Origin of the sequence: Treponema rectale (assembly GCF_014202035.1) — a bacterium.
Lineage (GTDB): Bacteria > Spirochaetota > Spirochaetia > Treponematales > Treponemataceae > Treponema_D > Treponema_D rectale.
This window is the reverse complement of record NZ_JACHFR010000001.1, coordinates 335170-351040: the sequence shown is the minus strand read 5'-3', so window position 1 is coordinate 351040 and position 15871 is coordinate 335170. Positions and strand designations below refer to the sequence as shown.

The following is a 15871-nucleotide window of genomic DNA, read 5'->3' as shown; positions in this document are numbered from 1 at the left end:
ATTACGGCAACGAAGAAAGCACCTTTACTATGCGGGATGCATCTTTCTGTCCCAGTCTTGGATACAGAGGAAACAATGCACATCTTAAAAGAAGAGAATTAGCACAGATACACTGTGTTGAAAGCTCTTCCTGCTTAAAGGCGATTACTGAGTTTTCAAAAGCCTGTCTTACTTCAATTCCCTTTTTCTGGGCGTAAAGCTTAACATCCTTAAACCCTGAATTAAGTACAAGGGGGAATGAATATATTGTAGAATTATTTTCCTGACCGCGAACAAAAGTCTTGTGCCTTCCAGACATAACTGCCCGGGAAAACAGAGTAAAAAGTTCTTTTCTGACCTTTTCGTTACGGGCAAATTCCTTGAGTTCAACAAAAGCCAGTGCAGCATTCATGTCCGGCATAAAATCAGTAGAAGGAGCCTGATCGGCAATTGCCTTAAGGGGACTCCATTCACGGCGTTTTGGAGCAATTACCAGAGCTCCGCCTCCGGCCGTAACAATATCATGTTCTTCCATGCCGAGTATTGCGTATAAACCATACATTCCTGCACGACGGCCTGACGGCTCTTCTTTTGAAGCCTCAGCAGATTCCTGTCCGGCACCTGCAGAAGTTCCTGAATCAGCAGAAGCAGCCGGTTTATCAGAATCTTCTTCATATTCAGCCGGATAATATGAAAGCGCAGAATGAGATATTTCTTCAATAACAGGAATTTCAAGAGCAAGATACTGTCTTATATCCGGAAGTATTCCCATAGTTTCGCTGAGAATCAGAAGCCTTCCGCCGTTTTTAACCGCTTCTTCTACAGTTTCTACGCTGACTAAAGCCGTTTCTTCCTGCACGTCAAGAATCATGACTTTATACCCCAGCTTCTCAAGAGTAACGTAAAGCCAGTAAGGAGCCAGGGCACTAATCATTACGGCACTTTCTTTATCAAGATTTATTGCTTTAAGGACATATTCAAGGGCAATAGCAGGACTGCGTACTGCAACAGCTCCATCACATCCCATAAGCTCTTTTGCAGTCTGAACAAGTCTGAGAGTCATTTCACCAGGACCAATTTTTTCGTCAACCATACAGGTAAGTACGGCTTCCATCTCCCTGCGCCTGATTGTGGAACTATAAGTCTGTATCATTTTTTAAAATATTCCTTTTTGAAAAAAATGCGTATATAAAATAAGAATTCATTACAGGAACCCCTAAAACCATCAGTTTTAGAGTAAAATATTTTTAAATACAAGGCAACCGGTTTTAAACCGGATGCCGTAAAGTTTTATTTTTCTTCTTCTTCGTCAGATTCATCACCAAGCATTTTCTGAAGTTCTTTTGCACTGAAAAGCTTGCGGATATCCATAATGATAAGGTAGGAATTTTCCTGCTGAACGACACCCTGAATATATTCGGTTCCAATTCCGCTGAGCATCTGAGGCGGAGCCTTGATTTCTGCAGAATTAACAGGAACAACGCGGGCTATTCTGTCAATAATGATTCCGATTTTATTTCCTTCAATATCAAGGATAATAAAACCTCCGTCATCATCAGTAACATCTCCGTCCGTATCTTTTGCAAGTTTTGTAATATAAAAACGCTTGTGAAGATTCATGATAGGAATAATTTCACTGCGAAGATTAATGATTCCTTCTACGTAATACGGCGCATTAGGAATCGGGCGCACAGGCTGAACCTTTACAATCTCCTTAACGTCCATTATGTCCACACCGTACAATTCATCACCAAGCTGAAAAGTAACAAGCTGAAACTGAGTGTTTTCTTCGGCCATTTAAATCTCCTGTATAACTTTAATTTTAATACACAAATCGCTTTCAGACAACCACAAACGAAATAAAAACATCAAGATATGCAAAGGTCAGTCCACTATAAACAGCGTAAGGACTTTTACATTCCGTACTCCGGCTTTCTTCAGCAGGGCACAGCAGCTTTCTGCCGTAGAACCCGTCGTAAAGACATCATCAATCAGCACTACCCTTTCAGGTATTCTGCAGCTGTTCCTCAATACGTAGCTTCCTTCCATCTGTTTTATACGGGCGGCACGATCAAGTTTCTTCTGCTGTTTTCTGTTGACCCTTACAAGCAGAGAGCAGATTCTGAAACCATAAAGCACCTTCAGGTAAAAACAAAGTTCTTTAATCTGATCCCATCCCCTCTCACGAAGTTTTCCAGGACGGGGCGGAACTCCGCAAATGGCAGGATAATTTCCCTCAGGATAGAGTTTCCTCATGGCAGAAGCTGCAAAATACGCAAATACAAAAGAAAGGCTTCTTTCATTCTGCATTTTCCACATAAAAAGCATGTTTTTTTTCCATAAACGGTATGTAAAAAGAGGAAAACAGCCGTCAGCACTAAATAAAATCCTTTTCTGCCTGCAGTCTGAACAGATATCAGTTTCACTCAGTAAAGGTTTACCGCATACAGAACACCGGCTGCAGTTTCCAGTAATTTCAGAAGCACAGTTTTTAAGACAGGAAGCACATAAAAAGCCGCCGTAAACAGGCGAATTGCAGCATATGCACCGGTTTTCAGAAAAAAAGAAGGTTAAAACAGTGTAAATCCACCGCTTAAAAAAAAGTAATGTTCTGAACAATATTCCCATATATATAATATTGTCCAGAACAGATAAAAATCCCCAAATTCTGACGGAAAAAAAATATTTTTTTTTAACAGTAAGTTACTGTCTCGGCAAGATCCCTGCGGTTTGTATGATTTGGCAGAGGACCTGAACCTTCAGCCGCAAAACCGAGATCCAGCAGCATCAGAACTTCTTCGTTTTCAGGAAGATTAAAAGCCTCCTTAATTTTCTGCGGATCAAAAAAATTAAGCCAGCAGGACTGAACTCCGGCATTTTCTGCAGCAAGCATCATATGTGTGGCAACAATGGAAGCATCTTCTACACCTGAATCACGTTTTCCGCCCGGATAAGTAAAGACATTCTTACTGTCAAAGGCAACCATAAGTACCGTTGTAGCTCCATAACGACACGGGGTTACTGAATCAACCTTTGCGAGGCCTTCTGCAGACTGAATTACATAAACATGCTGTTCCTGAAGATTTTTAGCGGTAGGAGCAAGTCTTCCTGCTTCAAGAACCGCATTCAGCTGTTCTTCTGTAATAACTCCGTCTGAATACTTTTTACAGGAATAACGGTTCCTGATAACCTGAGTAAAATCCATATCTATACCTCCGTATTATTACCTTCCGGAAAGAGAATGTTTCCATCTTGCAATGGTCTGAAGAGCCTGAATTGGCGTTATTGAATCTACTTCCAGTGACAGTATCTCATCAAGTATAAGCTCCTCATCACTGAAAAGCCCCCCTGTAAAAGAAACTGGAGCAGCAGCTGATTTTTCTTCCTCAAATACATGCTCATCTGCATTGATGACAGGCTTATCCTCAGCTTCTCCCTGTATTTTTTCAAGAATCATCTGGGCTCTTTTTATTACAGGTTCAGGAACTCCCGCAAGTCTGGCAACATGAATACCGTAAGAATTCTGACTTGAACCGGAAATTACTTTCCTCAAGAAAACAACTTCGCTCGTGCTTTCATCCACAGCCATGCAAAGTTTTTTTGCACGATCAGACTCCATTCTCGTAAGCTCATGATAATGAGTTGCAAACAAAGTCTTACATTTTATCCGCTCAAGAAGATATTCACTTACAGCCCAGGCAATGGAAAGACCGTCTTCCGTACTTGTACCCCTTCCTACTTCATCCATTATTACCAGGGACTTTTCCGTCGCACTCCTGAGAATATGAGCCGTTTCCGTCATTTCTACAAGAAAAGTAGACTCTCCCTTTGCAAGATTATCACTGGCGCCTACACGGCAGAATATCCGGTCAACTATACCAAGCCTTGCGTACAAAGCAGGAACATAACTGCCGGTCTGTGCAAGGAGGGAAATCAGGGCATTCTGCCTTAAAAAAGTACTTTTACCTGCCATATTAGGTCCGGTAATCAGTGCAAACGTACAGCCGTCCTCAGAACAGAGATTAAGATCATTAGGAACAAATTCTCCCTGGGGAATATGCTGTTCAACAACCGGATGACGTCCGCCTTTTACATCAAAAACCAGACTTTCTTCAATAACCGGCCGTACCCAGTTATGACGCACAGCAGCTTCTGCAAAAGAAGAAGTAACATCAGCATAAGCTATTTCCCGTGCAGTCTGCTGCAGGTATGCCACAAAAGCCTTGAGCCGGTTTCTTACTTCAAGGAAAAGATCCCTTTCAAGTTCGAGTATCCTGGTATCTGATTCATTCAGATTTGACTCAAGTTCCTGCAGTTTTTCCGTCGTATAGCGGTCTGCATTTACAAGAGTCCTTCGCATTATAAAATGAGACGGCACCTTATCCAGCTTACCTTTACTTACCTCAATAAAGTAGCCCATGTTGCCGCTTTTCTTTATTTTCAGATTCTGAATTCCAGTTGCCTGCTTTTCTTCTTCCACATATTCATCAAGAACCTGATTAAAATTATCATGTACCTGCCGCCAGTGATCCAGTTCTTCTGACCATCCGCTCTTTATAATTCCACCGTCAGTAAGGCTCGTTGCCGGATCTTCCATTATGGAATTTGCAATAAGGTCTATTATTTCTGCCGCCGGTTCCGGATTTATGAGGGCAAAATTACTGTCCCCAAGAATAGACTGAATGTTAAGCCAGCAGGAAAGACTTGCACGCAGCGCCTGAAGATCTTTTCCGTGGGCCTTATCCATGGCTATGCGGCCTGCAAGACGTTCTACATCAAGAATACCGTCCAGCTGATCCCTTATACGGCGAAGAAGAGTCCTGTCATTTACAAACAGTTCAACATGATTCTGTCTTGAAATAATTGCATTTACATCTGTCAGGGCAAACGTAAGCCATTTCCGCATCATTCGGCTGCCCATTGCCGTACGGGTATAATTTACACACTCAAGAAGTGAAAACTGCTGTGAACCATCCCTCAGATTGCCTGTTATCTCAAGATTTCTGCGGGAAGAATCATCCATCACTACATACTCACTGTCCTTATATACCTGAATAGATTTAATATGCGGAGAAGAAACATTTGTCGTCTTGGATACATAATCAAGCAGAAAACCGGCGCTCATTACCTCAACAGAATTTTCTGTAAGGGAAAATGACCTTAAGTTTGCAGTACCAAACTGTTCTGTAAGACGTTCATATCCTGAATCCAGTGAAAAGTTCCAGTCTGGATAGTAACTGACAGCCATAGAGTCAAAAAGAGCAACAGTATCCTGTATTATTCTGTTACTTCTGAGACTTTCCGGAAGAATAAGTTCCCTCGGACTGCAGCGGCCAAGTTCTTTCGGAAAATTTTCCTGAATGGAAGCTGTTTCAAAAGATGTTGCCTTAAATTCACCGGTCGTTACATCAATAAAAGAAAAACCTGTTTCTTTTCCGCGGACACATAATGAAGCAAGAAAATTATTTATTCCGCCGTCAAGATATTCACTTTCAAGAGCTGTTCCAGGAGTTATTATCTCTATGACTTTTCGTTCAGTAAGACCTTTACCAGGAGCAGGAATATCCCCAACCTGTTCTGCAATGGCAATTTTTTTTCCAAGACGAAGAAGCCTGGCTATATATATTTTTGCTGCATGATAGGGAATACCGCACATAGGATTCTGTCCTCTGTGGGTAAGGGTAAGATTCAAAAGACGGGAAACTTCAACGGCATCATCGTCGAACATTTCATAAAAATCGCCCAGTCTGAAAAATAAAACCTCATTAGGATGCTGCTGTTTTATTCCAAGGTACTGGGCAAAAAGAGGAGTGATTTCATCAGCCATTCTACTCGCCGCTAATTCCTAAACGGGAAATAACCTCATCAGTAACGTCAACAGAAGAACTGTACCAGAGAATTGCATTATTCTGCTGAAGGCTTAAAATCATACTGTAACCTCCGATTTCCGCAACACGTTCCAGCGTACTGTAAAGATTCTTGTAAAATTCATTATTATTCTGGAGAGACTTTTCCAGGCTCTTCAGTTCCATGTTTTTTGCATAAGTATATTCATTCAGATATTCTGTCTTTTTAGTAATCTGCTGTTCAACTTTAAGGGCATCAGAATCTTTTCCGGCACGCTGATACTCAAGTTTTTTATCATGAAGTCCCTGAATTTCTGAAACAAGCTTGTTTATTTCTTTCTGAAATTCTGCCTTCTTGCTTTCGTAATTACGTACAGGTGCAGAATCCCTGTAATAAGCCTGATAAACACGGGCTGTATCAACAACTGCAAACTTAGTAATCTGCTGAGCAAAAGCACCTGATGCTGCAGTGACAAAAACCGCACCCAATACTATAAGATATTTTCTTAATGAGTTCATATTTCCCCCAGACTAGTAATTTATATTAGTAAATGAGAACTTAAAGTGGAAATTACTATACCATTTATTTGAATTAGGGTCACCGTCCTGATCACACCATACCACATTTCCGTTCTGTACCCTGAAGGTATTTGCAAACAGAAGCCTGATCGGAAGCTGAGGAATCGTAAAACGGATGCTTGGACCGAAACTGTAATACCAGTCATCATCAGTAAGTCCGCTGAAGAAATCTGAAACTGAATCTTTAATTGCAATTGCATCAAAGAAACCGTCTATTGCAAGAACGCCAGGTACAAGAGGCATGCGTATTTCCGCATAGTTACTCCATACAGTACAGCCCCTTCCCTCATCAGTATTATAAATTTCCCATCCGCGGCCATTAAACATACCGTCAATATACAGCTGGTTGGAACGCTTGATTGAAGTATCAAAGAACGGGAACTGCATTGACAGTCCGGTATATCCCATAAATACAAGCTTGAAATTCCAGGTTTCGCTTACAGGAAGATTTAACAGGGTAAAATAACGCTCAAGTTTTGTGTCCGTACGCAGATAGAATTCTTTTTCACCCCATTCAGGTGCAAAACCAAATATTCCCTCAGGAAGAAGTCCGTACCATGCCACGCGCTGGCTTCCAAACCATCCTGTTGACGGATCATAAGAACTGTCACGGGCATCAAATGAGAATGAACTCCATACAGAATTCTTAGGTTCCCAGTTATTGCAGTACTGACTTATAGAAGAATCATACGGAACAAATCTGTCATCATCATAAATATTATCAATAAGACTTCCGGTTATTCCGCCCTTAAGTGTAAGGGTTCCAAAGTCCTTAACCCATCTGTATCCGAGGGAAGTTCCAAGATTGAATTCATGCTGCTCATATTCCATATAGTAATTATCATCATTAATCTCTCCGGAATAGAAATCAAAATAATTTCTGAGCGCATAATTTGTTGAATGAGAATAACCAATATTGAAGCCTACGCTGATAGGTTTTCCAAACAGCCAGTTCTGTCCATAACCCATATTCACGGACTGTTCGGTTGTAGAAAGAGTAGTTCCCAAAGAAAGCGTCTTACCTTCTCCGAACACATTGGAATTCTGTATCTTGGCATAAAGTGCAACCGGGAATGCATCAGGATCACTCATTCCGCTGAAAGTAAATCCGAAGTCAAGCTGAGTGGTTCCCTGCTCCTCAACGTTAAAGATAATATCTACAAGATCAGATTCAGAGCCCTGCTGTACGTCCGGCTGTACGGAAGAGAAATACTGAAGGTTATTAAGACTTCTGAAAGCCGTCATAATCTTTGTATTTGAAAAAATATCTCCAGGTTCTACAGGAATTTCACGGCGGATTACATAATCCTTTGTCTTTGTATTACCGTTTATAATAACATGCTCAACATGGCTTCTCGGGTTTTCATATATACGGAGCACATAAGAAATAACTTTATTTTCAGTATCTTTGTTTACTTCAGGAACAAACTGATTTGAAGTATAGCCATTTTCATAATAAAGGTTCTGGACAGCCCATCTTGTTCTTACAAAACGTGATTCCTTATAAATGTCTCCGGTTTTCAAAGCAACAAGTTTTTCAAGGGTATCCGTTGAAAAAACTTTGTTTCCTTCAAAAGTTATGCCGCCGAAAGTATACTGGGAGCCTTCCTGAATCTCAAAAGTAATGTATATTTCCTTTCTCTGTTTTTTTTCGTTAAGGACAGGCTCCTGTTTTACGTTAAGAACCTTTGCGTCCACGTATCCCCTGTCTTTGTAATAATCTACTATTGCTTTTGAATCCGCAGTAAGGGAAGCTTCCTGAAAAGCTCCTTCGCTGAAAAGTCCGGCTTCCTTTAAGGAAATTTTGCTTTTTAAGGTCTTGGCCGTAACAACAACATTTCCATTGAAGTTTATTTTTTTAACGATGGTCTTGTTACCTTCAGAAATTGATATATGCTCAATTATGTCTTCACCCTGTCTCTCAATATAGCACCGTACTTTAACTTCATTATAACCGGAATCTATGTAATGATTGCGTACGGCACGCTCATCAGCCCACAGATTTGCCTGTTTATAAACATCCCTTTCCTTAGACAGAATTACATCCTTCAGTTCACTTGTATGAATTTCTGAATTTCCCTGAAAAACAATCCGCGTAATAATCGGAAGTTCCACAACTTTTATTACTATATTAACGGACTTTCCCTTATCCTTACCCGGCTGAGCCTGAACCTCAACGTCACTGAAATAATCCAGCGCAAACATTTTATCGTAAAGTTCACTGATAAGCTCGTCTGTAAAATTCTTATTTATATACGAACTGACAATACCATCAAGATCTTTTGACTTTATATTTTTTAAATTCTCAAAGGTTATGGTTTTTACAGGCTTGTTATAATACCACTCCTCCTGGGCAAAAACCGGAGCTGAAACTAAACCTGCAAGCAATAAAACTGCTGCAAAGAAACCGTGCTTAAAGCGCATATATTTCCTCTTTTTTTAAAAATTAAATCGCCATGAAAGCGTAATAGACGTGGATTGAACCCAAGTCTGCTGCAAACTTTCCATATCAGGAGCAAAACTCCATCGTATGTTTGCAAAAGGAGAATCCAGTTCAAGACCCATTTCAGGATGGAAAACCAGACCGCCAGAAAAAGCATCACCTGTTGTATTTTTATTTTCATCATACGTCCAGTTCATCATGGCATCCACGTATATATTGCTTCCAAAGTATTTACCAATATAAACAGTCGTATTATCAAATAAGTTACTGATCAATGCACCTTTTTCTGAATCACTGTTCATATTGAATCCCTGTTTAATGGAATTCTGAACGAGTGTCGTACGGACAGAAAATATATCAAAATTGCATAAATCCCGCAATGCACCTTCAAGACGGCGAAGGAAAGTTACCTGAACACTGTAGTCAAGGCTGCTTACAAGAACATCAGAAGCAGAAGTGCTGTCACCGGCAATAATCTGACCGAGAATCTCCATAAGTTCTGATTCAGACTTTGCAGGAGAAGATGAAAGGACCGGGTCAAAATCAGAAACATGCTGTTTTATTGCAGACAGAGTTATAAGAACAGGATCACCGCTTGCATCACGTTCATTAATCTGTCCGCGGATAGTAACAAGAGGATCAAAATTAGACTGATTTTCATTAAGGCTTATGCTTCCTTCCTTCAGGTAGAAGTTTCTATTCAAATATGAAACCTCTCCTCCCCTTAAGACAACATCTCCTTTAAGACTCCAGAGTCCTGCATCAGTATCCATTGAGAGGAAAAGATCCGTATTAGGAGCAATAAGGGTACGTATAAAAGGCTTTACTTCCACTTCGACTTTCTGGGCAATTTTTACAGATGCAGTTATATAGAAATTAAGTGTATTGAACCATTCTTCAAATTCAATATCAGCCTGAGTCGGTTCAGAAAAATCTATCAGAGGAAGGCCTGTATTTGTAATTACATTTGCTTTTGTATCATGTACGGTAAAGTTTCCGTCTATGGTAATGTCATCTCCTTCCCATATCATGGAACCGTAACCGCCTGCAAAGCCTGTAACCCGCAGCTGAGGAATCTTAACATCAAAAGGAAGATCCCTGTTTTTTTCAGTACGGACATTTACTTCAAATGTTTCAATTCTCCAGCGGTCCAGAGCAAGCCTTACATTTGCCGTTACCATTCCCTTCTTTATCTTGAACAGTGAATCCGGAAGTTCAATTTCATCCTGAGTAATCTGAACCAGAAGAGGAGAAGCCGTAAAATGTTCAGGTACATAATCAGGAAAATTAAAATCAATGTTCTCGATAAGAGCTTCTCCGTCAAGATTAGGATCTGTAAGAAGTCCGGAAAGATTAAGCTGTCCTGATATGATTCCGTTATGTACATAAAAACCGTCTGAATTAAATATGAAAGAAATTTTTGTAACGTCTATATAGATATTACTTACATTCAGATTGACAATCATGTCCTTAAAAGAACCGGAAGCATCAAAATGAATCGGCTTATCATCAAGAATAGAAAAATTAAGAGTACCGTCGTCCAGATATTCACCATAGGCTCCCAGATATTCGTTTGTCATTATATCCACACGTCCAGGAGAACGGATGATTGAAAAATGAAGAGGAGGCGCATTCTTTCCTAAAGTACCGCCTATATTATCAGCATCAATTTCAAGAGAGAAAGATTCCGGAAGAACTTTTCCTTCCGTTTCAAAAGGAGAAAGATTTTCTGCCTTCATAACCATAGGAACAATTAAAGTCTGTCCGTCAAAATCGGCATTGAATACACACTGAGCCAGTCCGTCAAAATCCTTCATATTAAATGAACCGGAAAAGTCTTTTACGGAGAAATCTGTCCAGGATGCAGAAAACTCAGGAACAGTAAATATCTCTTCCATGTATGCCATGCTTCCTTTCATGAAAAGCGGAGCACCTGCAAGCTGCATCGAGAAACTTGAAAGATTAACCGTAACGTAAGGATTCTCAACTGTACCGCTGAAAGTTACAGTTGCAGAAAACCGTTCATCATCCGGCTGTGTTGAGAAAATATGACGGAGAGAAAAATCTTCTACATTTGCCTGTGCATTAAAGAAGCAGTTTGTCATCAAATTATCCATGGTAAGTTTTTCCTGAAGCGGATTGGTAAACGAACCGTCCACAACTATGGATTCACTGGTCAAAGGATTCTTTAATGATATCTGCATGTTGAACGAATCAAAGATGCCGTCATTTATATTCCACAAGCCGTACGCACTTCCCTCAAACATTGAGAACGTATCTGAATAATTCAGGCTGGATAAAACGATTCCTGAATAATCAGCCTTTCCGATAAAAGATACTTTCGGGTGCATTGCAAGAATCCCTGAGAATTCTTCTGCCTCAAACTTTGAAATTTCAACATAGAAATCATCAAAATCAGGAATTGAAAATGTAGCTTCCGTCGTAAAATCAAAAATAAATCCACCGGCGCTTACAGGAAGAGAAGTTGTCTCTACAGTTCCGGAAATTCCCCTGTCAAAGTTTACGACAAGATTCAATCCGTAATTACCGCTTATGTTCAGCCATTCACCGAGAGAATAAATTCCGTTAAGCTGATATGGAATATTATTTATATTTACATCACTCTGAAAAATCGCCTGTTCATCCTCAGGAGAATACTCTGCATTCAATGTTGCCATAAAGGAATTTGATCCGTAATTAATGCCGGCCTGACTTACATGCAGTGAAGTTTCTGTTCCGTCAAATGAAAGAATTACGAACTGACGGTCTTCCTTCGTGTTGGCAAAAAGAGCATTAGGACAGTTATATGTAACGGATTTAAAATCCGTAGATACATAAAACTCAGTAGACATAATGTAAGATTCGAGAGAAGCTGCCGCAGAGGATATGGAATCACTGCCCGGCTCATCGAGAAACCATCCGGCCGCAGATACAGCTCCGTCAAGAAACAGATTATTAACTGCAACAACCGCCTGAAAATAACTTTCATCTTCAAGGGACAGAGAACCGTCTATTCTTACGGAAGAAGGTTTTGATGCAAAAAGATTGAAATCCTCATGACTGAAATCATTCATTGTAAACGTAAAGTCAAGAGAATTTTCTTTACTGAATACGTCCAGTTCAAGCCATGAAAACTTTCTGTCTCCGAATACAAATTCCGGAATATAAAAAACAGTAGAATTTTTTGAAGGATCTACAAAAAGATCAAAAGAAATCTTATTTCCGTTTGGCAAGGTTATATAATGAACCTGTCCTGACCCCTGGGGCTTCATTTTTTCAAGATCAAACTTTCCTGAAAAATCAGCATCGGCAAAAGCTCCCTCAGCCTTCAGATACTTAAGGTTTATCATTTTTGAGTCTCCCTTTACATCAAAAGCAAGACTCTGTCCTCTGTCAAAAATGTTCCTTGAAAATATAAAAGATGTATTACTGCTCCAGTCAAGTTCACCGGTTAAAAGCCCTGCATGAAATGAAGTGGAGGTAGTAAGCTTTGACCCGTTCCACATAAGAAGATTTTCATCATCAGAAGGAATCCTGAACATTCTGAAAGGATTAAGTTCAGTACTGCGGAATTCTGCATCAAAAGTTCCGCTGTCCGCATCAACAGAAGCAAAAAGATTATATGGAAGATTATACTGAACCGTACGGGCATTAATCTTACCGGAACCGTATGTTACAAGAAGGGATACATCCCTGATGGAGTAAGACGCTTTTTCAAGATTATCAAGGGAAATCAAAAGAGAACTTCCGTCTATGTTTTTCTGCAGTTCTCCCTTCATACCCACTGTAAATCCGGCAGTACGCATTCCCAAAGCCTTTAAAGATGCAAAAGCGGTTCCTGTCAACGTTCCGGTTAAAGAAGAACCTGTATTGTTTTTTCTGATGACGGCTTCATTTATTTTTGCAGAATACTCATCGCCACCCAAAGAACAGTGAAAGTTTACGTTACGCACGTCAACATCAAAGGGGAGCCTGAAAAGAAGGTCTTTAATGCTTTTCCGCAATTTATGAGAAATAAAAACATCTGATTCTTCCTCTTCCTGCATATCCTTTACGAGAAGCTGAAGTTTATCCTGAACGTTCCGGCATTTCTCGCTGTCATAATCGAAATTAACGTCAAATACACTGAATTCCGTAAAGGCATGATCCAGGTCTTTTCTGATAAATTCCCTGATGCTGTAATTAATATTTACCCTGTTTATAGTAAGGATTTTTTCACCGGTAGAAACATCCTGAACTGCAATACCCTTTATACGAATTCCTGTAAGTATTGACGGTGACATGGACTCGTAAGTTAAAAGCAGACCCGTCTTTTCTGAGAGATAGGAATTAAGTTTTTTTTCGTAACGGTCAAAGGTTAAATTTACAGTCCTGTAAAACGGCCGGAGCGCAAAAAAAACAGCCGTAAGAATGAGGAGAAATATCAATATTCCGGTAACAGTCCGTAAAATGACCTTTTTTTTCATGAACAATACGCCGTTGCAATTTTATCATCTATCGCTAAAATAATGAAGAAGTTTTGAAGAACGTTTATCAGGAAGGTGGCATAATATGGTATTAAATAATTTTATTGTGTTTGAAGGTATTGACGGAGCCGGAACCACGACACAGCTGAACCTTCTTAAAGAAACACCGGAAACAAGAAATTCATACTATACAGCAGAACCCTCTGCCGCACCGACAGGAGTATTTCTGCGCCAGATGCTTAAAGGCTCTTTTAAAATAACAAATGAAACTGCAGCCTATCTTTTTGCCGCAGACAGAAATGAGCATGTAAACGGAGAACTTTTTTCAGAAGGAAATCATCTTATTACGGGAATAAAAAAAGCCTGTGAATCAGGAAAAACCGTCATCTGTGACAGATATTTCTTTTCAAGCCTTGCATATCAGAGCATAGGCTGTGACAGGGAAGTACCGGAACGGCTGAATGAAGGCTTTCCGCTTCCAAAACTGCTTTTTTATTTTGATATTGAAGCAAAAGATGCCTTAAAACGCGTAGATTCCAGAGGTGAACGGGAAATTTACGAAAAAGAAGACTTTCTGTCCAGAACAGTTACTGAATACAGGAGGGTAATCAGCGAATATTCTGAAAAAGGCAGAAAAGAAGGCATGAAAACTGTCATAATCGATGCCACTGATACAAGGGAAAATATAGCAGCAATAATACAGAAGGAAATAAAAGCCCTGCTCTGACTCTTACAATCCGCTAATATCTTATCCTCCGGATGCCGAAATTCTATATATGAAGAAAGGCTTAAAGAAAATCATACTCACGGCTCTTTTATTTATAACTGCAGGAACAGTTTCAGCCTATGTATGCAAATATAAGGAAGACTACCTCAAGCTCTATCACGTTCATTACGGACAGGAAAGCGATGACTGCATTGAAAACATTTACTGGCTTGAGCAGGCTGTAAAGGCAGATTTTGCAAATCCTCTGTACGCATATACAAAAATAGAAAACGAACAGCAGTGGGAAAAATACCGCTACCTGTTCATGCTTCACCTGAACTTAAAACTGATTGAACAGCATTTAAGGCTCGGCAGGATTTACGATAAAAGTGCCGCATATTTTTACGATGCTCCTTACAAGGACGAATACCTGAGAAACCTTAAGACGGCTAAGGAAGCCTATACCCTGTGCTATACTTACTGGGAAGAAGCAAAACTCTGGGCAGAAAAAGCAAATGTGGGAAAATTTAAGTTTATGTTCCTGACGGGACTTCAGAACTGGGAAGACGAAAGAGAACGGGTTTGTACCGGAAAACTGGATTATCAGAAAATACTGGACCGTGAACTGACGCGCCTTAACAGGGTAATAGACGACCTCGTTGCAATGGAAAACAAAACATACTAAAATGTTTTCATGGATTTAAAAGAATCAGATACATTCACTTTACAGTATCCCCAGAACTCGGGTTTTGATAAAACTGACATTCATTTTTATTCAGGGAAAGTTGATTTAGATTCAATTTACTTTTCAAATACCGACTCAAATATAAAACGGCTTTTTGTAACGGATACAAACATTGCTGCATTGGAATGCATGAAACCCTTCATTTCACGCTTTCTGCCTGAAAACACCATCAAAAACATTAAAATAAATGATGTATTCAAAAACGGCAGTGACTTTCTTTTAGTCCTCGGACCTGGAGAAGCTTTTAAAACAGTTCAGAATGTTCTCAAAATAGTAAGTACGGCCATTGATGAAGATTTCAACAGAAATTCTCTTTTTGTTTCCATAGGAGGCGGAGTTCTCTGTGACATGACAGGTTTTGCCGCCAGCATGTTCAAGCGGGGAATTGAAGTAGAATTTGTTCCAACCACCCTGCTTGCTGACGTAGACGCGGCAATCGGAGGAAAAACCGGCTGTGATTTTGAATCCTATAAAAACATGATAGGAGCTTTTTATCCGGCAAGAGCCCTGCATGTATTCAGCAGTTTTATCCAGACACTGCCGGAAAAAGAATACCTGTCTGGACTTGCAGAAGCGCTTAAAACAGCCCTTCTATTTTCTCCGGAAATGACGGAACTGTTCAAGACAAAACAGAAAGACATACTTTCCAGAAATCCGGAAATCATAAATACCATCATAACTGAATGTGCAAAAGCAAAAGCTTCCATCGTTTTTAAGGATTTTAAAGAAAGAGGAGAACGGGCTTTTCTTAATCTTGGACATACCTTCGGACATGCCCTTGAGTCCACAGCCGGACTGGGTTCTGTAACCCATGGAGAAGGAGTTGCCTGGGGAATGGCCAGAGCCGCTGAACTTTCTTTTAACCTCGGCTTATGCTCAGAAAAATATAAGACAGAATGCCTGTCCTTAATATCTTCATATGGATACGATGCAAAAAGCATTCCCCACTGTCTCAGCGGTCAGAAACAGGCACAGCTGATAAAAGCAATGCACAAGGATAAAAAGAACAGTTCTTCTTCAGTGAAAGTAATTCTCCAGAAAAACTTCCAGGATACTTTCATAACTGAAGTTTCTGATAATGACATTCTGAATGTTTTGAAGGATTAA

General features: G+C 40.0%; 11 protein-coding genes. 3 read left to right on the top strand and 8 right to left on the bottom strand.

Annotated features, from left to right (window positions below):
• Position 1: 1 nt before the first annotated feature.
• From HNP77_RS01430 to HNP77_RS01395, 8 genes are all read right to left on the bottom strand, one after another.
• Positions 2 to 1132 carry a DegT/DnrJ/EryC1/StrS family aminotransferase gene (locus tag HNP77_RS01430; protein ID WP_184651379.1) on the bottom strand — a complete coding sequence of 377 codons (1131 nt, stop codon included), beginning with the start codon at positions 1130 to 1132 and terminating at the stop codon, positions 2 to 4.
• A gap of 137 nt (positions 1133 to 1269) precedes the next feature.
• Entirely contained in the window at positions 1270 to 1776 is a 507-nt protein-coding gene (locus HNP77_RS01425) for a chemotaxis protein CheW (protein WP_184651378.1), read from the bottom strand.
• Positions 1777 to 1863: 87 nt separating this feature from the next.
• Positions 1864 to 2598 carry a ComFC family protein gene (locus tag HNP77_RS01420; RefSeq protein ID WP_184651377.1) on the bottom strand — a complete coding sequence of 245 codons (735 nt, stop codon included), beginning with the start codon at positions 2596 to 2598 and terminating at the stop codon, positions 1864 to 1866.
• A gap of 73 nt (positions 2599 to 2671) precedes the next feature.
• Complete coding sequence (locus HNP77_RS01415) at positions 2672 to 3184, bottom strand: nitroreductase family protein (RefSeq protein WP_184651376.1); 513 nt, start codon at positions 3182 to 3184, stop codon at positions 2672 to 2674.
• 18 nt (positions 3185 to 3202) lie between these two features.
• Positions 3203 to 5806, bottom strand: coding sequence for a DNA mismatch repair protein MutS (mutS, locus tag HNP77_RS01410; RefSeq protein ID WP_184651375.1), 2604 nt, complete (start codon positions 5804 to 5806; stop codon positions 3203 to 3205).
• 1 nt (position 5807) lies between these two features.
• Positions 5808 to 6344, bottom strand: a complete 537-nt coding sequence (locus HNP77_RS01405) for an OmpH/Skp family outer membrane protein (RefSeq protein ID WP_184651374.1) — start codon at positions 6342 to 6344, stop codon at positions 5808 to 5810.
• A 12-nt stretch (positions 6345 to 6356) separates the two neighbouring features.
• Complete coding sequence (gene bamA / locus HNP77_RS01400; protein ID WP_184651373.1) at positions 6357 to 8828, bottom strand: outer membrane protein assembly factor BamA; 2472 nt, start codon at positions 8826 to 8828, stop codon at positions 6357 to 6359.
• Positions 8829 to 8843: 15 nt separating this feature from the next.
• Positions 8844 to 13313, bottom strand: coding sequence for a translocation/assembly module TamB domain-containing protein (locus HNP77_RS01395; protein ID WP_184651372.1), 4470 nt, complete (start codon positions 13311 to 13313; stop codon positions 8844 to 8846).
• An 85-nt stretch (positions 13314 to 13398) separates the two neighbouring features.
• Between HNP77_RS01395 and tmk the strand changes: the two genes are divergently transcribed.
• From tmk to HNP77_RS01380, 3 genes are read left to right on the top strand one after another with little or no spacing between them, the layout of a single operon-like run.
• A complete protein-coding gene (tmk, locus tag HNP77_RS01390; protein WP_184651371.1) occupies positions 13399 to 14040 on the top strand; it encodes a dTMP kinase in 642 nt (213 codons plus the stop codon).
• 49 nt (positions 14041 to 14089) lie between these two features.
• Positions 14090 to 14704, top strand: coding sequence for a hypothetical protein (locus HNP77_RS01385; RefSeq protein WP_184651370.1), 615 nt, complete (start codon positions 14090 to 14092; stop codon positions 14702 to 14704).
• Positions 14705 to 14713: 9 nt separating this feature from the next.
• Positions 14714 to 15871 (top strand): 3-dehydroquinate synthase, encoded by a 1158-nt coding sequence (locus HNP77_RS01380; RefSeq protein ID WP_184651369.1) that lies wholly within the window; start codon positions 14714 to 14716, stop codon positions 15869 to 15871.